Origin of the sequence: Rhizobium terrae (assembly GCF_003425685.1) — a bacterium.
Taxonomy (GTDB): Bacteria; Pseudomonadota; Alphaproteobacteria; order Rhizobiales; family Rhizobiaceae; genus Neorhizobium; species Neorhizobium terrae.
On sequence record NZ_QJKM01000001.1, the window covers coordinates 440,332 to 466,343 of the forward strand.

The window sequence follows — 26,012 nt, forward strand, 5'->3', positions numbered from 1 at the left end:
CGCCGATAAAGCAGTCGCATGCTCAAAATATCATCCAATTGCCGCAAAAATCAATTCGAGGCATAAACATTCCAATCAATCGGAATGAGGCGAAATGGACGACAAATTCGATATCGGCGCGCGGCTCAACGCCATGCGCGTCGCAGCGGGCCTCTCCCAGCGCCAGCTGGCCGAACGGGCCGGCGTGCCGCACGCCCAGATATCTCAGGTCGAGACCAACAAGGTCAGCCCTTCAGTGGCGACGTTGAGGAAGATCCTGAGCGGGCTTGGCGTCGGCATGGGCGATTTTTTCGAGCCAGAACGCAGCCCGCCCAAGGGACCGTTCTTTTCGGCGCATGAACTTGTTGATCTGACATCGCAAATCGCAGCTTCGCCGATGTCCGGCGGGAACGACGGCACCCTCACCTTCCGGCAGATCGGCGATGCTCGCACCCATAATCTGCAAATCCTTCACGAGGTCTACGAACCGCAGGCGGACACCGGCGACACGCTTCTGCAACACGCCTCCTCCGAGGGAGGGTTCGTGGTGGAAGGCGAGCTGGAAATCACCGTCGGAGAGGAGGTGCGCATCCTCAAGGCCGGAGAAGCCTATCTCTTTGACAGCCGGGTACCGCATCGCTTCCGCAACCTTTCCGGCCGCAGGACGATCGTCATTTCGGCCTGCTCGCCGCCCTATCTCTGATTCCGCAACAACCCTATTGCTCAAAATAATGAGCGGCGCTATAGCCTGATCATCGACCTTGGGGATATCGCGATGACCGCTTCCAGTGATCTGCACTCACGCCAGAAGGCTGCCGTGGCCGGCGGCGTCGGGACCAGGGGCATTTTTGCCGAAAGGGCATCGAACGCCGAGCTTTGGGATGTCGATGGCAAGCGCTTCATCGATTTCGCGGCCGGCATCGCGGTCAACAATACCGGCCATCGCAATCCGGCGGTCATGAAGGCGGTCGCCGAACAGGCTGAACGCTTCACCCATACCTGTTTCCACGTCGCGCCCTACGAAGGTTATATAAGGCTCGCGGAACGGCTGAATGCAATTGCCCCCACAGGGGCCGAAAACCGCACCATGCTGGTGACGACCGGCGCCGAAGCGGTTGAAAACGCGGTGAAGATCGCCCGCGCCCATACCGGGCGCGCCGGAATCATCGCTTTTTCCGGCGCTTTCCATGGCCGCACCATGCTCGGCATGGCCTTGACCGGCAAGGTCATGCCCTACAAGAAAAATTTCGGCCCTTTCCCGGCCGATATCTATCATGCGCCCTTCCCCAATCCCTATCTCGGATTTTCAACGGAAGAGGCGATCGCCGGCCTCGAGCGGCTTTTCGCCGCCGATGTCGATCCGGAGCGGATCGCAGCCTTCATCGTCGAGCCGGTGCAGGGCGAAGGGGGCTTCAACGTCGCTCCCAGGGAATTCCTCCTCCGCCTGCGCGAGATCGCTGACCGATACCGCATTCTTCTGATTGCCGATGAGGTGCAGGCCGGTATGGCGCGCACCGGCAAGATGTTCGGCTTCGAACATGCCGGAGTGCGGCCGGATCTGGTAACGATGGCGAAGGGGCTGGCGGGAGGCTTCCCATTGTCGGCCGTCACGGGCAGGGCGGAAATCATGAATGCCGCCCACCCGGGCGGACTCGGCGGCACCTATGCAGGCAATCCGCTAAGTGTCGCCGCCGCCAACGCGGTGCTAGACGTGATCGACGACGAAAAGCTTTGCGATCGTGCCACCGAGATCGGCCGAAGGATCACCGAACGGCTCAATTCGATCGCCTCGCGCCAGGGCATGGAGCATATCGGCGACGTGCGCGGACCAGGCGCCATGGTGGCGTTCGAACTGGTCGAAGACCGGCAATCCAAGACGGCATCGCCGCAGATAACCAACCGGATCGTGGCGGAAGCCGAGGCTCGGGGTCTCATCCTTCTTTCTTGCGGAACGCGGCTCAATGTGATCCGCTTGCTGCCGCCGCTTACCATCGAGTGGGAGATACTGGAGGAAGGGCTGGATATTCTCGAGGCTTCCATCGAGGCGGCCTTCTCGGATGCCGCCAGCCCGGCAGCCGCGTAGGGACGTTGGTCCACAAAATCGAAAGGGAGTGCGCATGAACGGCGCCGATATGCTCTGCGACGTCCTGCTGGTGAATGGCGTCGATGTCTGTTTCGCCAATCCCGGAACGTCGGAAATGCATTTCGTCGCGGCGCTCGACCGCAAGTCGCAAATGCGTTGCGTGCTCGGCCTTTCCGAAGGCGTCGTAACCGGAGCGGCGGACGGTTATGCCCGCATGGCGGACAAGCCGGCCGCCACGCTTCTGCATCTCGGACCGGGCCTCGCCAATGGCCTTGCCAACCTGCACAATGCCCGCCGTGCGCGGACCCCCATCCTGAACGTCGTCGGTGACCACGCCTCCTATCACCTGCAATATGATGCGCCGCTGACGAGCGACATCGAGAGCCTCGCCCGCCCCATGTCGCATTGGGTCGGGCGGGCCGCCGGAGCGGCCGATATCCGGCGCTGTACCGAGGAAGGTTTTTCCGCATCGATCGCGCGACGCGGCGTCTCGACGATGATCCTGCCGGCCGATGCGGCCTGGGGCGAGGTTTCGCCCGAAGCGCTTGCCCCGGTCGTCATCCCCGCCCCGCCAGCCGTCGACGCCGAGGTGCTGAAGGCCGCCGCGACCGCCTTGCGGAGCGGCAGGCGCGCCGCCGTCATCCTTGCAGGCCGCGCCCTGCGCGAAAAACCGGTCGAAACCGCCGGCCGGATCGCCGCAGCCACAGGCGCCGCGGTGTTTTCCACCTCCTCCGCCAGAAGCGCCCGCGGTGCCGGGCGCCCGCTCGTGCGGCCCGTTCCCTACAATATCGATCTGGCGGTCGAGGCTCTCAAGGAATTCGAGGTGGCGATCTGCATCGGCGGCCCGCGGCCCGTTACCTTCTTCGCCTATCCCGGCAAGCCGAGCACCACGCTGCCGCCGTCCTGCGAGGTCATCCAGCTTGCCGAGCACGAGCACGATCTTGCTGCCGTCCTGGAAGCTCTTTCCGACGAGCTGGGGATCAGGCCGAACGCGGACTTTGCCCGCAATCCCTTCCGCCAGAACGATATTCAGGTCCTTGGCGGCGCCCTGACGCCCGATGCCCTCAGCCTTGCGATCGCGCGGCATCTTCCGGAAAATGCGATCGTCATTGACGAAGCCCTGACCTCGATCGGCCAGTATGTTGCGTTGGCGCCCGGACTTCATCCGCACGATCATCTGCCGATTACCGGGGGTTCGATCGGCATCGGCATTCCGCTTGCCGCAGGCGCCGCGGTCGGCGCGCCGGATCGCAAGGTCGTCGCCCTGCAGGCGGACGGCAGCGGGATGTATACGGTCCAGGGTCTTTGGACGCAGGCCCGAGAACAGCTCGATATCGTCACCATCGTCTTTGCCAACAGCGCCTATCGTATCCTGCAGGGTGAGATGACCAATGTCGGCGTCAACTCCTATGGCGTCAACGCCCGCAAGATGCTGGATCTCGACCAGCCGAAGCTTGACTGGTGCTCGCTTGCAAAGGGGCTGGGAGTCGAATCCGGTCGCGCCACGACCGTCGAGGAGTTCGTGAAACTCTATACCGGAGCGCTCGGCCGCAAAGGGCCGTTCCTCATCGAAGCCGTCATTACCTGAACGTCGATGGCCGGTCAGACGACACGGCCACTTCGATCAAAAGGACATTCTCAGCCCCTCTTCGTGGCCGAAACCATGATCATCTCGACCTTCAGGTCGGGGCTTGCCAGCCGTGCTTCGAAACAGGCGCGCGCCGGCGGCGCAATGCCGGACACCCATTCATCCCAGACCTCGTTCACCGTGGCATAGTCGTCCATGTTCGCCAGCATGATGGCGCAGAAGATCAGGCCTTCCTTCGCGCTGCCGATTTCGGCGAGCCGCGCCTCGGCCTTCGCGAGAAGCTGACGGGTCTGCCCGGCGGCACCCAGCGAGCCGTCATAGGGCGCCTGCGGCGTGCAGGCAAAATAGCCGGTACCCTGGTGAACGACGGCCAGACTGCCGCGTTTTCCCACGCCAAAATGCTCGATGATCGCCGAGAAATCTGCAGTCATACTGACGATGCCCGTTTATCTGGTGATGACGAAGACGGAGTCCCGCATCCAACTGACACAGCATTCCTCACCTTCCTTGATGATGACCACATCCGCCCCAAGCACTCTTACCCGCATCGGCAGGTCGCCTGCCCTGCCGATGACAAGTGCGTTGTCGCCGTAGTTGACGATCGTTTCGACCGTCATACGGACATTCCTGCGGCCTTCGATCGGGTTGCGTGACAGCTTGATGTGTTCGGGACGGACCAGCAGCGTCACCTTCTGACCGTTGGACAGGACCTCGGTGCCGGAATAATCCAGGCCGCCGAGCGTCGGGTTTTCGGCGGTCCTTGCCGCCGCATTGGTGATCGTCGCCGGAATAAGGTTGCTCTCGCCGATGAAAGCGGCGACGAAGGAGGTCTGCGGGCGGTGGTAGATATCGAGCGGCGCTGCCGCCTGCTCGATCCGTCCCTTTTCGAACACGACGATACGATCGGACATGGACATGGCCTCCGACTGGTCGTGGGTGACAAAGATGGTCGTCACGCCGAGGCTGCGCTGGATTCGTTTGATCTCGATCTGCATCTGCTCGCGCAGGTTCTTGTCGAGCGCCCCGAGCGGCTCGTCGAGAAGCAGCAGTGACGGTTCGAAGACCAGTGCGCGGGCAAGCGCGACGCGCTGCTGCTGCCCTCCTGAAAGCTCCTTCGGATGGCGGTGGCCAAAACCCTTCAGGCCCACGAGCGACAGCATGTCCTCTGCCTGCCTCAGACCCTGCGCACGGCCGACGCCCCGCATCTGCAGCGGGAAATAAACATTCTCGACTGCCGTCTTGTGCGGGAAAAGCGCATAGTTCTGGAAGACGATGCCGATATTGCGCTCGTGCGGGGCAAGCTGAGAAATGGACTGGCCGCCCACCTTCACGCTACCGCCGCTTGCTTTCTCGAAGCCGGCGATGATCATGAGCGTCGTCGTCTTGCCAGAGCCGCTGGGGCCGAGAAAGGTGACGAACTCCCCCTTGTCGACCGAAAGGCTCACGTTGTCGAGCGCGGTGAAATGCCCGTAGGTCTTGGTGATGTCGGAGAGTTGCAGGTGGCTCGTCATCGGAAATCCCTGGATATCAATGTGCGCCGGCCGGCCGGCTCGGCTTGGGGGCGCGGCTGCGGAGCGCGCTGGCGAAATAGGGAGCCGCAATGCCGATCAGCACGATGAAGAACAGCAATGTCGAGATGACCGCGATAACCGGATCAGCCTCCTGGCGAATGCTGTCGAACATCTTGCGCGGCAGGGTTTCGGCATCGCGACCGGAGATGAAGATCGCCACGACCGTCTCGTCGAAGGACTGGATGAAGGCGAAGAGCGAACTGATAATCAGGCCCGGCCTGAGGATCGGCAGAGTGATGTGGATGAAAGTCTTCGCCGGGCCTGCACCAAGGCTTTGGGCAGCTCGTTCCAAGTTGCGGTCGAAGCCCTTGAGATTGGCCGAAAGCACGAGGAAGGCGATCGGCACCGACAGGCAGGTATGGGCCAGAATCACCCCGAAATGGCTGTGCACCAGCCCGAGGTCGCCGAAATAGGAATAGTAACCGACCGCCATGACGATATGCGGCACTGCGAGCGGCATCAGCATCATCACATCGGCAATGCCCTTGCCGCGGAACTTGTGACGCACCAATGCGAAGGTCGCCGGTACGACCAGCAGCATGGTGAGTACCGTGGTTGCCGTGGCGATGAGAATGCTGTTCCAGGTGGGGACCAGCCAATCCATGTCGGTGAAATAGGCGCGGTAGTAACCCAGCCAGTAGCCCGGCGGCGGAAACTGCAGCGAACTCGCATTCGAAAACGACATCGGCACGACGATGACGAGCGGCGCTGCGATGAACAGCACGACGATAAAACCGGTCCAGCGCATGAACGTGTTCATGGTCGATCACCCCCAGAGTTTGTCGAGGCCGAAACGGCGGTGATAGATGGTCAGGATGACGAGCGTGATGACCAGCAGGACCATGGCCATTGCCGATCCAAGCCCGAAGGCCAGGAACTCATCGACCTGATGGCCGATCAGGCCGGCGATCATCTGCTCGCGCGGACTGCCGAGCAGCACTGGCGTAACGTAAAAACCGAGGCAGATGACGAAAACCAGAACCGAACCGTTGGCGATGCCCGGTGCCGTCAGCGGCAGATAGACGTGCCGGAACAATGACCACCCTTTGGCGCCGAGGCTTTCCGCCGAGCGGATCAGCGCCGGATCGATCTTCTTCATGACCGAATAGATGTTCATGATCATGTAGGGCGCGAGGATATGCACCATCGCAAGCGTCGAGGAAAAGCGCGTGAACAGAAGCTGCGGCGGCTGCTCGATGCCGATCATCTGCAGGAAGGCGATCAGCGGGCCGTTGTTGCCGAGCAGCACCATCCAGGCATAGGTACGCACCAGGAAGCTCGTCCAGAAACTCATGGTGACGAGCAGCAGGATCAGCATCGCCGTGCGCGGCTTCGAATGCGCCATCAGATAGGCGAGCGGATAACCGACCGCCAGGCAGCAGAGTGTCACGAAAGCGGCGGTGAGGAACGTATTGAGGAAAACGCGCTGGTAAAGCGCGCCGGTCAGGACCTTCTGATAGTTCGCGAAGGAGACCTTCGGCTCGACAAAGCTCATGATCGCCACGTCGGCGAGCGGCACAACGAAAAATATGAGCATGTAGACGCCGAGCGGCGCGAGCAGCAGCCAGGGCCAGATGTCCGTCTTTTCCGTCAGTTTTGAAAGGCTCACGCCCATTGCCGTTCCCCTTTATGGCAGGCAGGGTTGTTGCGGCATCGCGCGGTTGTTTCGCCCGATGCCGGCCAGAAGGTCGGCCGATCCAGAAGAGCGGATCAGCTGGCGACCCACTCCTCGAAACGTTCGGCGAGTTCAGCCGGGTCGATGCCGAAATTGACCATGTCCTGCTCGAAGGTCAGCTTGTAGTTATCCGGCGAGGTCGGCATGCGCTTGGCGTCGGCCGCAGCCACGAATTCATTGGAAGCCGGATTCAGCGCCCCGTAATCCGCAGCCTTGGAGAAATCGGCAAGCGGCTTGGCGCTGGTTGCGAACTCAACGAATCTCCTGGCGTTTTCCAGGTTCGGCGTCTTCTTGGCGACAACCCAGTAGGCGCGTTCGATCTCGCCCTGGTTCCAGGTCATGGCGACGGGCGCACCGGCCTTCTCGGCTTCGAAATAACGCCCGTGCCAGATGCCGATCATATCGATCTCCCCGTCGCGCAGGACCTGCGTCGATTGGGCACCGGCCGTCCACCAGACGCGGACGTGCTTCTTGATCCTGTCGAGAGACTTGAAAGCTCGATCGACGTCGAGCGGATAAAGGTCCTTGACCGCTACGCCATCGGCCAGAAGGGCGATCGGAATGACACGCGATGCATAACGCTGCAGCGACCGTCCGCCCGGAAACTTCTCTACGTTCCAGAAGTCCGCCCAGGTCTTCGGCGTCTCCTTGTATTTGTCGGTGCGCCACGCCATGACGGTCGCAAATGCGTGCGAGGCCACGCCGTTCTGGAACAGGCCACCCTTATAGGGCTCCCTCAGCTCTTCGATAATGCCGGCCTGGTTGGCGCGGACCAGTTCGCCGCCGCCGAGTGTCGTGACGTCGAATTCATAGGTGCCGGTCTTCACCTGCTGAGCGAGCTTGGCGAAGGAGACCGGGGACACCGTCTTTACCTGGATGCCTGTCTCGGCAGTGAAAGGATCGATCAAATGGGTTTTTGCAGCGGCCTCCCAGGGGCCACCCCAGGTATTTACGTACAGGATCTTCTCCTGCGCGCGGACTACATAGGGCGTGGCAAGCGAAGCCGTGATGGCAGCGCCGGCGGTTTTCAGGAAGCGGCGCCGGTCGGGCATGAGAAATGTCTTCATTCCGGTCATGTGCAGTTCTCCTCTTTTATGATTTTCTGAAAGTGGCCTCGTAGAGCCGCAGCCAGTTCCTGTGGGTGATCTTCGCGACTTCCTCTTCCGAAAAGCCGACGGCGCGCAGACCGTCCGGGATCACCCTTATGTCCTCGACCTTCTGGAACCATTCCGGCGGCGCGGCCTTGATCGGCTTTCCGGCGGCGCTCGCGCCGTAATCCTCCCCGCGGGTCCAGCGACCCTTGCGCATCCAGGCATAGTCGGGCGCGGTGAAATTGTGGCTCTTGTCGGTGCCGATCGCGACGGAATCGATGCCGGCAATGTCGACCGTGCGCGCAACCATGGTGCACCAGGCCTCGATCGAGGCGCAGAATTCGTCGCCGGTGATGTTGCGATAGGCCGCGCAGCCGATGACGCCGCCGGTGTCCTTCAGCGCCCGGATCACGTCGTCCGACTTGTTGCGCTTGTGGAAGAACAGCGACTGCGCATTGGCATGCGTGACTGCGATCGGCTTGTCGGAAACCTTGATCGCGTCGAGCGTCGTGCGGTCGCCCACATGGCTGCAGTCGATCAGGATGCCGACCGCATTCATCTCGCGCACCATTTCTCTGCCGAAACGCGCCAGACCGCAATCCTCGGCTTCGTAGCAGGACCCTCCGAGTTCATTCTGGTTGTTGTAGGTCAGCTGCACGACCCGGACGCCGAGTTCTGCAAACATCTCGACGAAGCGGATGCGCCCCTCGAAGAGGTTGCTGTTCTGGAAGCCCATGATGACGGCGAGCTTGCCCGCACCCGAAATGCGGGTGATATCGCCGGCAGTCAGGGCGATTTCGGCTATGTCGGAATTCTCGCGTACCAGATCGCGCCAGCGGCCGATCGAGTCCATGGATTCCACCGTGCCTTCCCAGAAACCGCAGGTATTGACGACGCCACCGACAGTTCCAGCCCTCAGCGTTTCAAACGCCGCGCGATCAAAATGCCCGCATTGCAAACCGTCGATGATCATGATCTGGCGCTTTCTTTTTCAGGTTGGGCCTTTTCCCGCTCGGAAATTCTCGCCGCCAGGAAGGTGACGTCGGTATCGTCGTCATTATCCTTGCGACCGGTGACTGTGCCGTCTTCGTTGACGATCATTGGACCTGCGTGGCGGCGCGAGACGACGCTGTCGGTCGCAAGCGCTTGCTTGGCGAGGCGGTAGATACGCCACCAGAGATCCACCTCGATCCCGGCGCCTTCCTCGATCAACGACCAGAGCAGCGGATCGTCCGTGCCGACATCGCCGGTGGCAGTCGCCGGAACAGCCTTCAGCATATTTCCGGCAACCGTGACGGAAAGCCCGTTGCGACCGCCAAGGCTTGCGGCAATCGCGAGTTCCTCGGCGTCTGCGGCTCCCGTGACGGCCAGTTCCGCTGAACCAAACCGTGCCACCAGTTCACCAAACAGATCGATTGCGGCAGGCAGGACGAACCAGGCATGCTCGCCATGCGCATCGAGGGTGATCCGGTTGCCATCCTCGGCAGCGATGGCAATCCGGGCCGGATCGGCGAGTTTGAAGTTTTCGAACCGCCGTTCGAACAGAGCAAAACCGCCAAGACCGAGCTTCTGCGAATACATCGGGAAATCCCCGACGACGAGAAAGAAGCCCTTGGGCAGGCTGCTCAGCGAAAAGATGCGCTCCGACATCAGCCGCATCTCGCGAGGCATGACGCGCATTGTCGTTTGGGAATGCAAAGAGGTCATAGAACAGGTTCCGCGGGATAGTACCAGGTGCCGGTGTAGCCTGCCCGCAGGTCGTCGGGCGTCGGGGCACCGTGGTAGAGTACGCCGCGCAGGTTGCGGCTCAGGAAGTCGCGGGTCTTGTCGATACCGTGGATGCCGACATTCATCAGCCGCACCAGGTCTATCGGAACGAAATCCCCGGCATTGATATTGGCGCGCGGCGTGTGATAGCTTCGTCCCCGCAGGCTCTGGATACGAGCGACCATATATCGGTGCTCGGGATGCCTGATCAGGAATCGCGCAACAGTCGATGCCGCGTCGGTCTTGCCGAGATCGGCAAACAGCGACTGGATGCCGCCGCAGACATCAAGGCCGAGATCGAGCGCATCCGGCACCTCTTCGCGCGCGCCGCGGCGCGGCTCTTCCGCCGTTTCCGACTTGTACCAGACATATTTATAGGCCTGTGCGCCCGACATATCGGTATCGAGCGCCCAGCCATACTCATCGGCGACGAGGGCACGCAGGCTATCCACGGTTTCTGCGGGCGAGACGACGAGTTCGTCGGGGGCATGGACCTTAGCAAGCAGTCGGTCCGCCTCTTCCGGAACAAGCTCGATCAGAAGCGCCAGGAACGTCTCGAAGGCTTCCGGCACAAGTTCGGTTTCGAATTCGAAAGCCAGGATGTCGAGCGGACGGTCCGCGTTGCGTCCGAGCACGGTCCCGTCCCTCTGGAATTCTTCCAGTGCTGTCGCGACCTTTTCGAGATCGGCAGCGATCTCCGCGCTGGATGCGAAGGTCTCGTAGACCATCTTGTCCTGCCGGCGAAAGACGATCGCCTGCCGAACAAGACCGATCAGTTTTGCGATCCGCTCATCGGAAGCGTCGAGCTCCAGGCCACGCGCTGCGGCAATGGCGTGCTCACGCGCCGAGAGAAGCCCGTCGATCAGGCGCGGATGCTTGTGGATGAAGAAGATCAGCCCCAGTGCCGAGCCATTCCCGACACCGATATAACGACGAAGCCTCGGATCGAGCCGCACTGCCTTGTCCGATCTCTTCATTGCAAGATGTTCGACGAGATCGCAGGAAAATTCCCGCATCAGATAAGCCGTCAGCAATTGCGCCTCGAGGATCCCGCCCAGCGCGTGACGAGCACCCAAAGACGGGAAGGAACGTGTTCCGAACGTGCCGTTGCCATCGAGACCGGTGTTGCGCATGAGATAACAGACCCTGGAAAGGTCCGACACGGAAGGCTGGCGACCTTCGGCCAACGCCTCGAGCGTCTGGTCGAAGACGCGCATCGAGCGGTTGGAGCGGCACCAGATCAGCGTGGTTGCCGTGGCGCGACCGGTGTAGAGTTTGGGAATTTCGCGCCGGGCGGTTTCGATCTCCACCTCGGTCGCCGCCCCTTCGATCAACGCGCCCATCATATCCCACGCCTGCCCGATGATGCGCCCGGTGCGGGCCGTCCGGCTCGGTGGGCGGGAAAAGCCGATGAAGGAAAATTCCTGCTCGGGCGCCTTGATCGAATAAACGACCGTGCCCTCGGCATTCGCGTCCACGTCGAACACGACACTGGAAATGTCCCAGCGCTCACGGATCATCTTGTTCATAAAGGCGCGCGTGCCGCTGAGCCGGCTCGGCTGCATCGCCGCAAGCCGCGAGGTCTTCATGACTTCATGGCCGGAACGCGGAAGCGGGCCGTCTACCTGTCTGGAAGTCGCGATCATGACCGTCAACGTTCTCCCTGCTGCATTCTGGTGATGGTGCGCGCGGCTTCGAGAAGCGGCTCGCGAAATGTTTCGAGGTCGAAGCGCATTTCCGGCATGACCAGCGAAATCGTGGACGTACATTTGCCGTGGAGATCGAAGATCGGCGCTGCGATCGCGATGACGCCGCTGTGCGTATATCCGCTTGACATCGCATATCCGTCCGCCCGCGCTTCGCTCAGCAGCTCTTCGGAGGGCAACGGCACGCCGCTTTCCCTGAGGCGGGAAAGTGTCAGTTCATCGGCGAAGGCGGCGAGGATCCTCCCGGATGCGGACCCCTCAAGCGACATGGTCGTGCCGATCTTCTGTTCGGCGCGCAGCACGCTTGCAGACTCGACACGCGACACGATGCAGGGCAAGCCTCGATCGAGAACGGCGAGAGATGCCGTCTCCTTCACCCTATGCACCAGCATTTCCAGAACCGGCTGTACCCGCGTGCCCAGATCGGCCTGTTCCAGCGCGGCCGCCGCGATCCTGCAGGCATGCATCGAGAGCCGATAGCGCATCTCGGGGTCCTGCTCGACCCAGCCCGCCTCGAGCAGCGTCAGGAGGCGCTGGTAGGCCGTGGGCCGGGATAGCTGCATGGCCGTCGCGACCTCAGGCAATTTCATGCCCCGCGCGCTCGATGCCAGCACGTCGAGCACCGCCATCGTCTTCAACACCGTCGAAAGCGGGCGTACGCCACCACTTTCCTCTTGTATTCTATTCGAATATGATGTATCCATGTTGTATATGGTTATACGCGGCTTGATTTATGTCAAGCGGGCGGAGCGCGCTCTTGCCTGGAAGACGCGCCCATTGCCGATAACCGGCTGTCATGATTTGAAATTTTTTTACGGAGATCGGTCGCTCTTGCTCCACGGTCATGCCTGGCCGTGGCGAGATCCGATGCGATACCGGATCATTTCAAGCGGGTAACGCACGATCGGTGCTTGCGTGCCGGCCTTACCTATACATGGCCGGCAATCGGCTTAGGCAGGTAATTCCGCTCGAGGTCTTCGAGGTCTTCGGCAGTCAGCTCAATCTCCAGCGCCTTGATCGCATCCTCGAATTGAGACGGCTTCGAAATCCCGACGATTGGCGCCGTGACGACCGGGCGGCCAGCAACCCAGGCATAAGCAATTTGCGCCATCGGCCTGCCATGTCGTTCCGCCACCGCCTTCAGCGCCGCGATGACCGCATCGTCCGCAGCTTTCGACCGGTCGTAAAGCGCACGGGCGGTATTGTCCGTCTGGCCCCGGGTGGTATCGCCATCCGCCCGTCCGGCCAGCCGCCCGCGCGCGAGCGGGCTCCACGGCACCACGCCGATGCCTTCGCTGAGGCAAAGCGGCAGCATCTCGCGCTCCTCCTCCCGATAGATCAGGTTGTAGTGCGGCTGCATGGAGACGAACTGCGCCCAGCCACGCTGCCGCTGCAGCCCGATCGCCTTCATGAACTGCCATGCATGCATGGACGAAGCCCCGAGATAACGAACCTTGCCGGCGCGCACCACATCGTTCAGCGCATCCAGCGTTTCCTCCAGCGGTGTTCCGTAGTCGAAGCGGTGAAGCTGATAGAGGTCGATATAGTCTGCGCCGAGACGCTTCAAACTGCCGTCCACCGCATCGAAGACATGCTTGCGCGACAGGCTGCGGTCATTCACATCGCCGCTCATCGGGTGAAAAAGCTTGGTAGCGATCACCAGCTTGTGACGTGGCACGAGGTCAAACAGCACCTTGCCGACGACCTCCTCGCTCTTCCCAAGCGAGTACATATCCGCCGTATCGAAGAAATTGATCCCCAAGTCGACGGCTTGACGCAGGATCTTGGCGCTTTCCTGTTCGCCGAGCACCCAGGGCGCCCAATCACTCGATCCGAAGGTCATGCAACCGAGTGCAAGGCGGGAGACTTTCAGACCAGTGCTGCCAAGGTTGACATAATCCATTGATACACCTCGCACTTCCAAGACACCGAGCGTCTGCCGCACCTCTACCAGTGACGCTATATAATTGGAAACTTTAAGGGCATTCAATCGCCTTGCTGTCAAAATATGCATTTTTCGCGGAAGGGGATTGTCATTGCCATATCCCATGCTAGGGTTGGTGTATCAAACGAGTGATACACAGATGTTCACCATCGACTCCTCCAGCATCGACCGCTCCCTTCCGGTTCCGGTGGGCAAGCAGCTCTACGGGCTTCTGGCCTACATGCTGTCGTTTGGCGACATGCCGAAGGGCGTGAAGTTGCAGTCGGTGCGCCAGCTCGCCGCCGAACTCGACATCGCGCCGATGACGGTGGCCGAAGTCTATAAGCAGCTCCGAGCCGAAGGGCTGGTGGAGATCCGGGCCGGTCTCGGCGCCTTCACCGTCTATGAGCCGAACCGACCCGTCGGACGCGTGGCTCCGGCAAACCTGCTCGGCGCGGATATCGACAGCCTGCTGGAAAAGGCCGAAGGGCTCGGCATCTCACCGGTCACTCTTGCGTCCATGGTGCAGGCCCAGGCCAGATTGAGGAAACCGCGGGCGCATCTGAACATCGTTTTCGTCGGAATCTTCGAGGCGCCGGCGCGCGATTATATCGAGCAGATCCGCCCCACGCTTGCCGCAAACGACGTGATCTCGCTGGTGACCTTCGACCAGATTCGGCAGAGCGAGGAAGCCCGCGCCCAGTGCAGCAACGCGGACCTCGTGCTCACCTTCGTGCATCGCGAAGTGGAGATGCGTAGCCTCGTGCCGGAAGCCAATATCCTGTCGATACGCTTCATTCCGTCCGAACGCACCCGCCAGGCGCTCGCCCTGCTCGACCCGCGTACCCGCGTCGCGGCGGTCACGCAGCTCAAGGATTATATCGCCATCATGCGCCCCAGCGTGCGCGAGTTCGCGCCGCATGTTTCCGATATCACGGTCGCCTGGTCCTATGCGGAGGACCTTGCCGATATCATCGCGCGCTGCGACGTGGTCATCTACGCCTCGGGCGCCGATCACGTCGCCGACCTCGCCGGTCCCAACAAGCGATGTTTCGAATACCGGCATTCGCCGGACCCAGGCGTGCTCGAAAATCTCCTCGCACCGGCACTCGCCGAACTGCGTCACAACAAGATCGCCGATGGCGAAGCTTCGGCCAGGATTTCCGACCTCGTTTCGCGGAGAACCAATAGCCGCTGATACCGCAACGCTTTGAATGGCAAAAAACCAATAAGGGAACAGACATGAGCAAAGCACTATCGATCACAGCCGCATTCCTGCTTGCAGGGCTTTCCGTCACCACCCTGTCCAATGCACAAGCCGCCAGCGTCACCATCGGCACCGACGTAGACGCCGGCACGCTCGACCCGCGTCTCGCCCGCGATACCACGGCATATCGCGTCGCGGATCTCATCTATTCCGGCCTGGTGCACATCACGCCGAGCCTGGAAGCCAAGCCTGATCTTGCCGAAAGCTGGGAAACGCCGAACCCGACCACCTGGATCTTCAAGCTCCGTCCGAACCTGAAGTTCTCCGATGGCAGCCCGCTGACGGCGGCCGATGTGGTCTTCACCTTCACCACTATCCTCAACAAGGATTTCAATGCACCGATGCGGGCGCTCTACACGCCCATCTCGGCAGTGGAAGCGGTCGATCCTCAGACGGTGAAATTCACGCTGTCGGCGCCCTACGCTCCCCTCCTGAGCTATCTCGACATCGGCATCATCCCCAAGGCGCTGGCCGAAGGCGGCACCGACATCGCGCTGAAGCCGGTCGGCGCCGGCCCGATGAAGTTCTCGTCCTGGACGCGCGGCAGCGCCATCGAGCTCGTGCCCAATCCGAACTACTGGGGCGACAAGCCGAAGGCCGACAAGGTCGTCCTGAAGATCATCGGCGATGGATCGGCCCGCGCCCAGGCTTTCGAAGCGGGCGACCTCGACGTCATCCAGTCGCCGCTCACGCCGCAGGACATCAAGCGCCTGGAAGCCGACAAGCGTTTCGGCGCCGTCGTCCAGCCCGGCCTCGGCGTCACCTATCTCAACTTCAATACCAAGGATCCGCTGCTTGCCAGCCCGAAGATGCGCCGGGCATTTTCGATGCTGATCGACCAGAAAACCATCGTCAACGACATCTACCAGGGCGTCGACGCAGTGGCTTCCTCAATCATCCTGCCGTCCTCCTGGGCCTATTCCAAGGATATCAGGCAGCCGGGCTTCGACATCGAAGGCGCCAAGAAGCTCTTCAAGGAGGAGGGCTGGGCCGACACAAACGGCGACGGCGTTCTCGACAAGGGCGGCAAACCCTTGAGCGTCGTACTGTCCACTCATAGCGAAGACAGCAACCGCGTCCAGACGGTGGAGTTCATGCAGGCAAACTTCCAGGCTGCCGGTGTCGACGCCAAGACCCAGATCAGCGACTGGCCGTCCTTCTCCACCAACTACGTGCAGAAGAGCCAGCACCAGATCGCGCTGCTCGGCTGGCTGAACATCGTCGATCCGGACCGCCTGCTCTATGCGCAGCTCACGACCGGCGGCTCGACCAACTGGGGCGGCTACTCCAACCCGGCACTCGACGATCTTCTGAAGCAGGGCCGTTCGGCCACCACCCAGGCCGACCGCACCACAGCATACCAAAAGGCGGCGAAGATTTTGGCCAGCGAGCTGCCGTATTACATCGTCTCCTATCAGGGCTACCAGCTCTTCTATTCGAAGAAGCTCCCCTTCGAAGTGCAGGCGACCTCGCGCGGCAACATGCGCGGCCTGATCGGCCTCAAGGACTGAGGCCCGGCTGAAGAGTGATTGCGGACCGGTCAACCCAGTACCGGAGCCGGTCCGCGCCCGACGATCAAAATTGCATCCAAGGTGATCCGATGGCTTTCTCCCAGCGTCTCGGCGCAGACTTCTATGCGAAAATTCAGGCCGAGATCCGCAAGCGGATGGAGGCGGCCGGCATCGATCTGCTGCTGCTCGATTCCAATGACGACGTCATCTATACGACCGGCTTCTCGCACTATACGACGGAGCGGCCGGTTGTCTTCGCAATTACCGCGACGGACGCCTTCCTGCTGCTTCCCGAACTCGAGCGCACCCACGCGGCACATCAGCACATTGCCGCCGCACCGATCGTCTATTTCGAATTTCCCGGCATCGATCCGTGGAACGCCGTGCTCGGCCGCAAGTTCGCCGGTTTCAAGGGAACGGTCGCCTATGGCCACGCGATCTCGCTTTCCCGGGTAAAGCCGATCGAAGCTGCCTTTCCGAATGCCGAACGGGTGATCCCGAGCAATATCGTACAACAGATGCGGCTTAGAAAGCATCCCGAGGAAATCGCGCTGCATCGCGAAGCCGCGAGGCTTTCCGACCGCATGGTCGAGGCCGGCGTCGAGATGATCCGCGAGGCGATGCGCAAGGGCGGCACGCTGCCGAGCGAGGTCGAGATCGAGTCCTACGTTTCCCGCCATGCGATGCGAACCATGCACGAGGAGCATGAGGATGTGATGCTGGTGCAGGGGCTGGCGAGCGGGCTCGTTTATTCTGGCCCGCGCTCCGCCTTTCCGCATGGCATGCCGACCGGTAACCCCGTGAAGGTCGGCGAAAGCATCATCCTTTCCCTCGGCTGCCGGGTCGGCGCACGCGCCTCGGAAAGCGAGCGTACGTTCTTCATCGGCGAACCGTCGAAGGTGCAGGAGCAGCATTATTCCGTCGCCTATGAAGCGCAGCGCATGGCGACCGCGGCGCTGATCGTCGGCCATACCTGCGCTTCGGCCGACAATCTGGCGCTCGCCTATATCCGCGACAGCGGCATGAGCGAATACCTGCTGCACCGCGTCGGTCACGGCATGGGCATCATGTTCCACGAAGCACCATGGGTGGAAGGCGGCGACCAGACCGTCCTGGAACCCGGCATGATCACTTCCAGCGAACCGGCGATCTTCGTGCCCGGCTTTGCCGGTTACCGCATCGCCGACACTGTGCTGATCGCGGCCGAAGGGCCGGACAGCATGACGATCTATCCCCGTAAACTCGAAGACGTCATCATCGCCTGAGGTCGGAAAGATGGGTTTCAGCCAGCGTCTCGCACCGGATTTTTACCAACGCCTTCATCGGGACATTCGCATCCGCATGGAGGAAGGAGGCATCGGCCTTCTAATCCTCGATTCAGCCGATGACGTGCTCTACACGACCGGCTTCTCCTTCCGGCCGAACGAGCGGCCGGTAGCTCTAGCGCTGACCGCAACGGATGCCATCCTCCTCATCCCCGAGCTGGAACGCGAACATGCCGGCCGTCAGGACGTGACGGCGGAAACGCTCGTCTATTTCGAATTTCCCGGCGTCGATCGCGCCTTCTCGCTGCTTGCCCGCGCCGCAGGAGAAATCAACGGCGACGTCGCCCATTCCTTCGGGCTTTCGGTGGGGCGGGCGGCGGAACTCGCCGGCCTCTTCCCGAACAATCGCCTCGTGCCGACGGATATCGTCACCAAGATGCGGCAGGTGAAATATCCGGAGGAGTTGCGGCTGCATCGCGAGGCGGCGCGCATATCGGATGCCATGGTGCAGTCCGGCGTCGATCTCGTGACCGAGGCCTTCCGAGCAGGCAGATCGCTTCCAAGCGAAATCGCTTTGGAGGCGCATGTGGTGCGCCACGCGCTCGACATCATGGAGAGCGAGCACGAGGACATCATGAACGTGCCGACCCTGGCGGGCGGGCTGGTTTATGGCGGGCCGAACTCGGCATATCCGCACGGCATCATTTCCCACCGCCGCATCCAGCCGGGCGAGAGCTTCATCCTTTCCCTCGGCTGCCGGGTGGGCGGCCGCTCGGCAGAAAGCGAACGCACTTTCGTGCTGGGTGAGCCGAGCAAGGACCATCAGAAATACTATGCGATTGCTGAGGAAGCGCAACGGATCGGCACGTCGGGCCTCGTCGCCGGGCGCACCTGCGCCTCGGCGGATATTACGGCTCTAACTTACATCCGCGACCAGGGCATGACGCCTTATCTCAAACATCGCGTGGGCCACGGCATGGGCGTCGCCTTCCATGAAGCGCCCTGGATCGAGGCAGGCGATCAAACCATTCTCCGGCAGGGCATGATCTGTTCGAGCGAACCGGCGCTCTATGTGCCGGAAGTTGGCGGCTTCCGCCTTGCCGATACGGTTCTCGTCACCGAAGCCGGCCCCGACCCCCTGACCAAATTCCCCCGCCGCTTCGAAGAGATCGTACTGTCATGACCCTCGCTTCGACAAATATCAGGGGAATCGCCCCATGTTAGCCTATGTCGCCCGCCGCCTGCTGCTGCTCATTCCGATGGCGGCCGGCATGGTCGTCGTTACCTTCGGCCTGCTGCTGCTCATCCCCGGCGATCCCGCTTCGGTCCTGCTCGGCCAGGAAGCCTCGGCGGAAGCGATCAATAACCTGCGCGATGCGCTCGGCCTCAACGATCCCTGGTACATCCGTCTCGGTTCCTATTTCCTGCAACTCTTGCAGGGCAACATGGGCCGCTCGATCTTTCAGAACCAGGCGGTGTCGGAAATCATTGCCGGCCGACTCGGCGCGACGATCGAACTCGCTGTCGTGGCACTGGTACTTGCCTGTCTCGTCGGCATTTCGCTCGGCGTTCTGGCCGCGACCCGGCAGGGCACACTCGTCGATACGATCTCGATGGTGTTCGCACAGCTCGGTGTTTCGATGCCGGTCTACTGGCTCGGCCTGCTGCTGATGCTTCTCTTTGCCGTCACGCTCGGCTGGCTGCCGGCGATCGGCCGCGGCACGCCGTTCCCGGAAGCTATCTGGGCAGCGCTGACCGGCCGGCCACAGGCATTGCTCGACAGTTTTGCCCACATCCTCCTGCCGGCGCTGGCGCTGGCCGCCAATTCGGCGGCGATCATCTCCCGCCTGGTGCGCACCGCCATGCTCGAAGTGCTGCGCGAGGATTTCGTCCGCACCGCCTATGCCAAGGGCCTCCGTCGCCGGCGCGTCATCCTCCGCCACGCACTGCGCAATGCGCTCCTGCCGGTGCTGAGCGTTATCGGCCTGCGTTTCGGCGCGCTGCTCGGCGGCGCGGTGCTGACCGAAACCATCTTCGCCTGGCCGGGCCTCGGCCAGCTCACCATCACGGCGATCTCGCAACGCGACCTGCCGCTTATCCAGGGTATCGTGCTGACCTTTGCGATCATCTTCGCCTTGGTGAACCTCGTCGTCGACCTTCTTTATGCGGCTGTCGATCCGCGCATCCGTTTGGGTTGAAGCTCATGAGATTACCCAAGCGCTTCCGCAATATCTCGCTCATCCTCGGCACGCTGATCGTGCTGGCGATCGTCATCTGCGCCATCTTTGCGCCCTACCTCTCGACACACGGCGTTGAGCAGATGGACATGCGCAATCGCTTCTCCGGCCCGACGCTTTCCCACTGGCTGGGTACCGACAATTTCGGGCGGGACCTCTGGTCGAGGCTGATCTACGGCGCACGCGTGTCGCTGACGATCGCCTGTATCTCGGTTGCCGCCTCCGCCCTCATCGGCACGGCAGTCGGGCTCATCGCAGGCTATTTCGGCGGCTGGACCGACCTTATCCTGATGCGGATCACCGACATCTTCCTGGGCTTTCCGGCGATCGTGCTGGCGCTCGCGATCGTCGCGGTGCTCGGCCCCGGCATCGTCAATGTGGCGATAGCCATCATCGTCGTCGCCTGGACGGAATACGCCCGTGTGGTGCGCGCCACGACGCTGATGCTGCGCGAACAGAACTATGTACAGGCGGCCAGGGCGCTCGGCGCCCATCCGGTCCGCATCCTCGTCAGGGAAATCCTGCCGAATGCGATGGGACCGATCATCGTGCTTGCCTCGCTCGGCTTCGGCACCGCGATCATCGCGGAATCGGCGCTCAGCTTCCTCGGCTTCGGCCTGCCGCCGCCGGCGCCCACCTGGGGCTGGACCCTTGCCTACGGCACCCGCTTCATGCGCGACGAACCGTGGCTGGCGATCATCGCCGGCGCCACCATCATGGTGACCGTGCTCGGCTTCAACCTGCTTGGCGATGGCCTGCGCGACGCGCTCGACCCCCGCCATCTCTCCCGCTCTGCGGGCAAGAAGAAATAGGCAAGATTTCTACGCATCAAGACGACAACGACACTGAAAGGAAACGTCAATGGTCAAGTCGATCAACAAGCTCCGCCCCAAATTCACCACCCACGCGGACGGCAGCGATGCCGTATTGTTCATGCACGAACTCGTGGGCGAGACGGACGGTCCGACCATCGGCATCTCCGGCTCGATCCACGGCAACGAAAATGCTGGGTCGCAGGCGATCGTCGATCTCTTTCGTATCCTCAAGGACCTGCCGCTCAAGGGCCGCATCCTGCTCCTGCCGGTCGCCAACCCGCGTGCGTTTGCCGTCAACCACCGCTTCACGCCGATCGACGAACTGAACCTCAACCGCGAATTCCCCGGCAATCCGAAGGGCAATTATACCCAGCAACTGGCCTATGCGATCGCTGCTGAATTCCTCGACAAGGTCGACGTGCATCTCGACCTGCATTCCGGCACCGACCGGCCGACCGTGGACTACGTCTACATCTGGAACGACGAGCCGCTGTCGCGCGCCTTCGGCTCCAAGGTTCTCTACCGCCCGGCCCAAGGCAAGGACGGCACGGTGTTCTCCGGCACGACCAAGTCGGTCACTCTCGACAAGCGCGGCATTCCGGTGGTCGTCGTGGAGCTCGGCGGCGGCATCGTCGACCAGACCCCTTATGTCGACCGCACGGTCGCCGGCCTTCTCAACATGCTACGGCATCTCGGTGCGATCTCCGGCGACGTCAAGCCGAACCCGAAGCAGGTGGTTGTCAACGAAATCGCCGGCATCCGCCCCACCCAGGCCGGTTGGCTGGAGCGCTGCGCGCCGGACAACGGCGAACTGATCAAGAAGGGCGAGCTTCTCGGCCGCGTCGTCAGCCCCTACGATTTCTCCGTATTGGAAGAAATCCCGACGCCCTTCGAGAACGGTATCATGATCATGCAGCACCTCTCCCGCAACCTCGTGGAGTCGGGTGACTACGGCTACATGGTCGGGAACATGGAAGGCGCAACCGACTGATCGTCGGTCGCCCGTCACGGGTCGAATGGATGGAAGATCGGGCCATGCAGAATGTCGAGCAAAACGTGCAGCCGGCGCTCGCCGTAAGCGACCTGAATGTCGAAATCCTTGGAGAGAATGGGGCCTTTCCCGTCGTTTCCGATATGAACCTTTTGGTCCGCCCCGGCGAGACGGTCTGCATCGTCGGCGAAAGCGGCTGCGGCAAGTCGATGACCGCACTTTCGCTGCTGCGCCTATTGCCCGACAGTGCCCGCGTCGCGTCCGGTTCGATCAGGATCCAGGGCGAGGATTTTCTCGCCATGGGTCAGCGCCAGGTCGAGGATCTGCGCGGCGACAAGATCGCCATGATCTTTCAGGAGCCGCTGACGGCGCTGAACCCCGTCCTGACGATCGGCGAACAGATCGCCGAATCCGTCCGACAGCACCGCAGGCTCGGCAGGCGGGAAGCCTTTGCGCGGGCCGTGAGATGCCTGGAACTGGTGCAGATGCCGGATCCTGAGCGGCGGGCGCGTCAATATCCGCACGAGCTCTCCGGCGGCATGCGGCAGCGGGCGATGATCGCGCTGGCGCTTGCCTGCGAACCTAAGATCATCATCGCCGACGAGCCGACGACCGCCCTTGACGTCACCGTCCAGGCGCAGATCCTCGGCCTGATCTCGGACCTGCAGAAGCGGCTCGGCACGGCGCAGATTCTGATTACCCACGACCTCGGCGTCGTTGCGGAAATCGCCGATCGGGTGATCGTCATGTATGCCGGTCGGCGCGTCGAGGAATGCAGCGTCTACGAGCTCTTTGACAACCCGCTTCATCCCTATACGATCGGCCTGATGGGCGCCGTACCCCATGCTGCTTCCCTTCGGGGCGAAGCGGAAGCCGCGCCAGAGCGGCTGACCGATATTCCGGGCACCGTGCCGCCGCTCTGGGATCTGCCAAAGGGTTGCGCCTTTGCACCCCGCTGTCCCGGTGCTTCGGCCCGCTGCCTCACGGAACGCCCGCCCTTCATCGAAAAGACGCCCGGCCATTTCGCCGCCTGCTGGGAGCATGACAATGTCTGACATCGCGGCGCCAAACACTGCGTCTCCTCTCCTTTCCGTCGAAAATCTCAAGGTGCATTTCGCCATCCGTTCCGGTGTCTTCCAGCGGCAGGTCGGCGAGGTGAAGGCGGTCGACGGAGTTTCCTTTTCGATCGACGCCGGCGAGACGCTCGGCCTGGTCGGCGAAAGCGGCTGCGGCAAATCGACGACGGGGTTGGCGCTGATGGGACTTGTAAAGACGACTGGTGGGCGCATCGGCATGCGGGGTTCCGAGGACGTGACGCAGATGCGCAGCGTTCCGCGATCTTACCGCCGCCGCATGCAGATTATCTTCCAGGACCCCTTTTCCTCTCTCAATCCGCGTCAGAAGGTGCGCGACATCATCCGGGCGCCGCTTGATATCCACGGCCTCGGCACGGCGGCGGAGCGGCGGGCGGAAGTTGCGAAGCTCATGTCGCTGGTGGGCCTGAGGCCGGACCAAGCCGACAATTTCCCGCACCAGTTCTCCGGCGGCCAGCGCCAGCGGATCGGCATTGCCCGGGCACTCGCCCTCAAGCCGGACATCATCGTCTGCGACGAACCCGTCTCGGCGCTCGACGTTTCCGTGCAGGCGCAGATCCTCAACCTTCTCGCAGATCTGCAGAAGCAGCTCGGCCTCTCCTATCTCTTCATTTCGCATGACCTCGGCGTGGTGGAGCACGTCTCGCACCGGGTCGCGGTCATGTATCTCGGCAAGATCGTCGAGACGGGATCGAAGAAGGCAATCTTTTCGAAGCCTTTGCATCCCTATTCGGAACTGCTGCTCCACTCAGCGCCGGCGCATGATCCGCGCAAGCGGCACAGTTTCAGTGCCGTCAGCGACGACATCCCGAGCGCCACGCGAAAACCGTCCGGCTGCGCCTTCCACACCCGCTGCCCGCTCGCGACCGATATCTGCCGCCAGATCGAACCCGTGCTTGAACAGAAGGCGGACGGCCAATCCGTCGCCTGCCACAACCGATAGAGGAGGCCATGATGATCGAAGACCTGATCGAGCTTCTCGCAGAACCAGGCCAACCGAATTTCTTCTATGATGCGCTGGATGCGGCACTTGCCGGCCGCGTCGGCCATAAGCTGTTGACGCTGCTCTACACGGATGGCGACGAGGTGGCACGCGTCTACTCCAACATGCCGGACGTCTATCCCGTCTTCGGCCGCAAGCCTATGGGTGCCACGCCCTGGGGAGATCTGGTGCTGAAACGGCAACGGCCGTTTCTCGGACGCGACCGGGAAGCCATCAAATGGGCCTTCTTCGACCACAAGCTGATCGCCAGCCTGGGGCTCAATTCGGCGATCAACATTCCGGTCATCTATGACGGAGAGACGATCGGCACGATCAACCTGCTTCACGAGGAGTTCTTCTACGAGGAAAAGCATGTCGAGATCGCAAGGAAATTCGCGCCATTGCTAATCCCCGCCTTCCTTGAAGCCCGCCGGGCCGGCAGCACGACGAAAGCCTGAGGGATCGACAAATGGCCGCCATTCTCTTCGAAAACGCTCGCATCGTCGACGGCACGAGCCCCGAGGCGAGCGAGCCGATGTCCGTGCTTGTCGAGGGTGAGGTGATCCGCGAGGTCTCGCCTTCCATCACCAGTTCCACCGCCGAACGGATCGATCTTGCGGGGAAGGTGTTGATGCCCGGCCTGATCGACGCGCATGTGCACGTCATCGCCGGCATGGCCAATCTCGGCCAGAACGCTAGGCTCCCCGATCCGGTCGTCACGGTGCGCGCCTTCAAGATCATGGGCGAGATGCTGATGCGCGGTTTCACCACGGTGCGCGATCTTGGCGGCGCGACCTCCGGTCTGCTGGCCGCCACGCAGGAGGCGCCCTGGCCGACGCCGCGGCTCAACATATGCGGCAAGGCGCTCTCCCAGTCCGGTGGCCATACGGATTATCGCGGCCCCTATGACGATACCCCGACGCCGAAGACCGGCCATACACTCGGCAATCTCGGGCGTATCTGCGACGGCGTGCCGGAGATCCGCAAGGCGGCCCGCGAAGAGCTGAAATCCGGCGCGCATTTCGTCAAGGTCATGGCCAATGGCGGCATCGCCTCACCGACCGACCCGATCCATTTCCTGGGCTTTTCCAGAGAAGAGTTGGTAGCCGCGGTCGAGGAGGCGGACAATGCCGGCACCTATGTCGCCGCCCATCTCTATACCGACAAGGCGATCCGCCGGGCGATCGAATGCGGCATCCATTCGCTGGAACACTGCAACCTGATCACCCCAGGGACCGCGAAGTTCGCTGTCGAGAATGGCTGCGTCTCGGTGCCAACGCTGGTCACCTACGAAAAGCTCGGCGTCGAAGGACCGGCGCTCGGCCTGCCGCCCGCCTCTGTTGCCAAGGTGGACTCCGTGCGGCTCGCCGGCATGGAGTCGCTCGCGATCATGCGCGATGCCGGACTGCCGATGGCTTATGGCACCGATCTCCTCGGCGAGATGCATCGGCACCAATCCGAGGAATTCGTCATCCGCTCCCGTGTCCTGCCCGCCCATGAGGTGATCGCATCCGCGACCCATATCGCCGCGAAGCTGTTGCGCATGGAAGGACGGATCGGCTGCATCGCACCGGGGGCTTTCGCAGATCTCATCGTAGTCGACGGCGATCCCTTGAAAGATATGTCCCTGCTGACCCGCCAGGGCGCTCATCTGCCGATGATCATGAAGGGCGGAAACTTCGCGAAGAGAACATAGGCCGGCACGGATCAGGACGAGTGATGCGGCCTGTCCGTGCGGGTCTCACGACTGATGGCGATGGATCAGGACAATCTGGCTCTTTCGACGATCGGCCTGACCGCGGCTTCCATGCTGTCCGATGTCGTGCCGGTAACGATCACGCCGAGCAGCGGCGCGGCGATGCCGGCCGCCTTCAGCCTGGGCATGTCCTCCGGCGTGAACCGCTTCTGGCTCGGCGCGATGACGGGGATGCCGGCCTTCCCGGTAATTTCTCTATAGCGGGCGAGGTCGCTCTCGTCGAGCGGCTTGCCGTAATCGGCGAATGATGCGACGGAGGCCTCCATCATCGCGCCCGGAATGTCGAGAATCTTTTTTAGGTCCTGATCGGTACTCCTTTCGCCGAGTGCCGGCATGGGCCGCAGCCTGGATTGCAGAAGATGCGGCTGCATATCGCTGAAATAGATATTGAAACCCTCGAAGCCGAGGTCTGCCAGCGCATCCATCTCGTCCGGAGACGGCACCCTTTCCTGCCCGGTCATCACGAGCAACGGCACACCCAAGGTTGCAAGCTTCTCATAGAACGGCCGCTCCTCGGAAAAGCTGCCGAAAGTCGTGCCGGTAGCACGGTGATAGGCGTTGAGATGGACCTTGATGGCGAACGCGCCTGCCGCGATCGCCGCCTTGGCGAGGTCAAGATCGTGCCGGGCGAGCGAAACGATGACCGGGAATTCGCCGCTGCGCAACGCTTTGGTGAGCCTGGTTTCGGGATAGATGGACATGAAAGAAAT

26 protein-coding genes are annotated in these 26,012 nt (G+C 62.1%); 15 read left to right on the forward strand and 11 right to left on the reverse strand.

Going from position 1 to position 26,012, the window contains the following annotated elements:
* The first annotated feature begins 94 nt into the window (after nucleotides 1-94).
* The 3 genes from DMO26_RS01925 (at nucleotide 95) to DMO26_RS01935 (ending at nucleotide 3,650) form a co-directional block, all read left to right on the forward strand.
* The gene (locus DMO26_RS01925) at nucleotides 95-682 is read left to right on the forward strand and encodes a cupin domain-containing protein (protein ID WP_117190315.1); all 588 of its coding nucleotides are present in this window, start codon (nucleotides 95-97) and stop codon (nucleotides 680-682) included.
* A gap of 72 nt (nucleotides 683-754) precedes the next feature.
* The gene (gabT, locus tag DMO26_RS01930; protein WP_117190316.1) at nucleotides 755-2,062 is read left to right on the forward strand and encodes a 4-aminobutyrate--2-oxoglutarate transaminase; all 1,308 of its coding nucleotides are present in this window, start codon (nucleotides 755-757) and stop codon (nucleotides 2,060-2,062) included.
* A 34-nt stretch (nucleotides 2,063-2,096) separates the two neighbouring features.
* Nucleotides 2,097-3,650 (forward strand): acetolactate synthase large subunit, encoded by a 1,554-nt coding sequence (locus DMO26_RS01935; protein ID WP_117190317.1) that lies wholly within the window; start codon nucleotides 2,097-2,099, stop codon nucleotides 3,648-3,650.
* Between the two features lie 50 nt (nucleotides 3,651-3,700).
* Here DMO26_RS01935 and DMO26_RS01940 read toward each other — a convergent pair whose 3' ends face one another.
* The 9 genes from DMO26_RS01940 to DMO26_RS01980 form a co-directional block, all read right to left on the reverse strand.
* Nucleotides 3,701-4,081 carry a RidA family protein gene (locus DMO26_RS01940; protein WP_117190318.1) on the reverse strand — a complete coding sequence of 127 codons (381 nt, stop codon included), beginning with the start codon at nucleotides 4,079-4,081 and terminating at the stop codon, nucleotides 3,701-3,703.
* 15 nt (nucleotides 4,082-4,096) lie between these two features.
* Nucleotides 4,097-5,161: an ABC transporter ATP-binding protein gene (locus tag DMO26_RS01945; RefSeq protein ID WP_117190319.1), complete on the reverse strand. Its 1,065-nt coding sequence runs from the start codon at nucleotides 5,159-5,161 to the stop codon at nucleotides 4,097-4,099.
* Between the two features lie 16 nt (nucleotides 5,162-5,177).
* Nucleotides 5,178-5,981 (reverse strand): ABC transporter permease, encoded by an 804-nt coding sequence (locus DMO26_RS01950; protein WP_117190320.1) that lies wholly within the window; start codon nucleotides 5,979-5,981, stop codon nucleotides 5,178-5,180.
* Between the two features lie 6 nt (nucleotides 5,982-5,987).
* Entirely contained in the window at nucleotides 5,988-6,836 is an 849-nt protein-coding gene (locus DMO26_RS01955) for an ABC transporter permease (RefSeq protein WP_117190321.1), read from the reverse strand.
* A gap of 95 nt (nucleotides 6,837-6,931) precedes the next feature.
* A complete protein-coding gene (locus tag DMO26_RS01960) occupies nucleotides 6,932-7,972 on the reverse strand; it encodes an ABC transporter substrate-binding protein (protein ID WP_117190322.1) in 1,041 nt (346 codons plus the stop codon).
* Nucleotides 7,973-7,988: 16 nt separating this feature from the next.
* On the reverse strand, nucleotides 7,989-8,960 hold the full coding sequence (locus DMO26_RS01965; RefSeq protein ID WP_117190323.1) for a dipeptidase: 972 nt from the start codon (nucleotides 8,958-8,960) through the stop codon (nucleotides 7,989-7,991).
* Nucleotides 8,957-9,694 carry a hypothetical protein gene (locus DMO26_RS01970; RefSeq protein WP_117190324.1) on the reverse strand — a complete coding sequence of 246 codons (738 nt, stop codon included), beginning with the start codon at nucleotides 9,692-9,694 and terminating at the stop codon, nucleotides 8,957-8,959. Before DMO26_RS01970 ends, DMO26_RS01965 begins: the two co-directional genes overlap by 4 nt.
* Nucleotides 9,691-11,400, reverse strand: a complete 1,710-nt coding sequence (locus DMO26_RS01975) for a hypothetical protein (protein ID WP_226951154.1) — start codon at nucleotides 11,398-11,400, stop codon at nucleotides 9,691-9,693. The genes DMO26_RS01970 and DMO26_RS01975 overlap by 4 nt, the downstream gene beginning before the upstream one ends.
* Before the next feature lie 5 nt (nucleotides 11,401-11,405).
* Nucleotides 11,406-12,089 (reverse strand): IclR family transcriptional regulator, encoded by a 684-nt coding sequence (locus DMO26_RS01980; protein ID WP_226951155.1) that lies wholly within the window; start codon nucleotides 12,087-12,089, stop codon nucleotides 11,406-11,408.
* Here DMO26_RS01980 and DMO26_RS34280 point away from each other — a divergent pair.
* Entirely contained in the window at nucleotides 12,022-12,357 is a 336-nt protein-coding gene (locus DMO26_RS34280; protein WP_226951175.1) for a hypothetical protein, read from the forward strand. The genes DMO26_RS01980 and DMO26_RS34280 overlap by 68 nt on opposite strands.
* Before the next feature lie 31 nt (nucleotides 12,358-12,388).
* Here DMO26_RS34280 and DMO26_RS01985 read toward each other — a convergent pair whose 3' ends face one another.
* On the reverse strand, nucleotides 12,389-13,363 hold the full coding sequence (locus DMO26_RS01985; RefSeq protein ID WP_117190326.1) for an aldo/keto reductase: 975 nt from the start codon (nucleotides 13,361-13,363) through the stop codon (nucleotides 12,389-12,391).
* A gap of 181 nt (nucleotides 13,364-13,544) precedes the next feature.
* Between DMO26_RS01985 and DMO26_RS01990 the strand changes: the two genes are divergently transcribed.
* The 11 genes from DMO26_RS01990 (at nucleotide 13,545) to DMO26_RS02040 (ending at nucleotide 25,242) form a co-directional block, all read left to right on the forward strand.
* Entirely contained in the window at nucleotides 13,545-14,582 is a 1,038-nt protein-coding gene (locus DMO26_RS01990; RefSeq protein WP_117190327.1) for a GntR family transcriptional regulator, read from the forward strand.
* A gap of 44 nt (nucleotides 14,583-14,626) precedes the next feature.
* Nucleotides 14,627-16,162 (forward strand): ABC transporter substrate-binding protein, encoded by a 1,536-nt coding sequence (locus DMO26_RS01995; RefSeq protein WP_117190328.1) that lies wholly within the window; start codon nucleotides 14,627-14,629, stop codon nucleotides 16,160-16,162.
* 89 nt (nucleotides 16,163-16,251) lie between these two features.
* The gene (locus tag DMO26_RS02000) at nucleotides 16,252-17,427 is read left to right on the forward strand and encodes a M24 family metallopeptidase (RefSeq protein ID WP_117190329.1); all 1,176 of its coding nucleotides are present in this window, start codon (nucleotides 16,252-16,254) and stop codon (nucleotides 17,425-17,427) included.
* Between the two features lie 10 nt (nucleotides 17,428-17,437).
* On the forward strand, nucleotides 17,438-18,610 hold the full coding sequence (locus DMO26_RS02005; protein ID WP_117190330.1) for a M24 family metallopeptidase: 1,173 nt from the start codon (nucleotides 17,438-17,440) through the stop codon (nucleotides 18,608-18,610).
* A gap of 34 nt (nucleotides 18,611-18,644) precedes the next feature.
* The gene (locus DMO26_RS02010; RefSeq protein WP_117190331.1) at nucleotides 18,645-19,625 is read left to right on the forward strand and encodes an ABC transporter permease; all 981 of its coding nucleotides are present in this window, start codon (nucleotides 18,645-18,647) and stop codon (nucleotides 19,623-19,625) included.
* A gap of 5 nt (nucleotides 19,626-19,630) precedes the next feature.
* Nucleotides 19,631-20,476, forward strand: coding sequence for an ABC transporter permease (locus DMO26_RS02015; RefSeq protein ID WP_117190332.1), 846 nt, complete (start codon nucleotides 19,631-19,633; stop codon nucleotides 20,474-20,476).
* Between the two features lie 49 nt (nucleotides 20,477-20,525).
* On the forward strand, nucleotides 20,526-21,470 hold the full coding sequence (locus DMO26_RS02020; RefSeq protein ID WP_117190333.1) for a succinylglutamate desuccinylase/aspartoacylase family protein: 945 nt from the start codon (nucleotides 20,526-20,528) through the stop codon (nucleotides 21,468-21,470).
* A gap of 44 nt (nucleotides 21,471-21,514) precedes the next feature.
* Nucleotides 21,515-22,525 carry an ABC transporter ATP-binding protein gene (locus tag DMO26_RS02025; protein ID WP_117190334.1) on the forward strand — a complete coding sequence of 337 codons (1,011 nt, stop codon included), beginning with the start codon at nucleotides 21,515-21,517 and terminating at the stop codon, nucleotides 22,523-22,525.
* Nucleotides 22,518-23,507, forward strand: a complete 990-nt coding sequence (locus DMO26_RS02030; RefSeq protein ID WP_117190335.1) for an ABC transporter ATP-binding protein — start codon at nucleotides 22,518-22,520, stop codon at nucleotides 23,505-23,507. Before DMO26_RS02025 ends, DMO26_RS02030 begins: the two co-directional genes overlap by 8 nt.
* 8 nt (nucleotides 23,508-23,515) lie before the next feature.
* A complete protein-coding gene (locus tag DMO26_RS02035) occupies nucleotides 23,516-24,004 on the forward strand; it encodes a GAF domain-containing protein (protein WP_319025386.1) in 489 nt (162 codons plus the stop codon).
* Nucleotides 24,005-24,015: 11 nt separating this feature from the next.
* Nucleotides 24,016-25,242 carry a metal-dependent hydrolase family protein gene (locus tag DMO26_RS02040; RefSeq protein ID WP_117190336.1) on the forward strand — a complete coding sequence of 409 codons (1,227 nt, stop codon included), beginning with the start codon at nucleotides 24,016-24,018 and terminating at the stop codon, nucleotides 25,240-25,242.
* 65 nt (nucleotides 25,243-25,307) lie between these two features.
* On the opposite strand, the gene DMO26_RS02045 is transcribed toward DMO26_RS02040, so the two are convergent.
* Entirely contained in the window at nucleotides 25,308-26,003 is a 696-nt protein-coding gene (locus DMO26_RS02045) for a hypothetical protein (protein WP_117190337.1), read from the reverse strand.
* Between the last annotated feature and the right edge of the window lie 9 nt (nucleotides 26,004-26,012).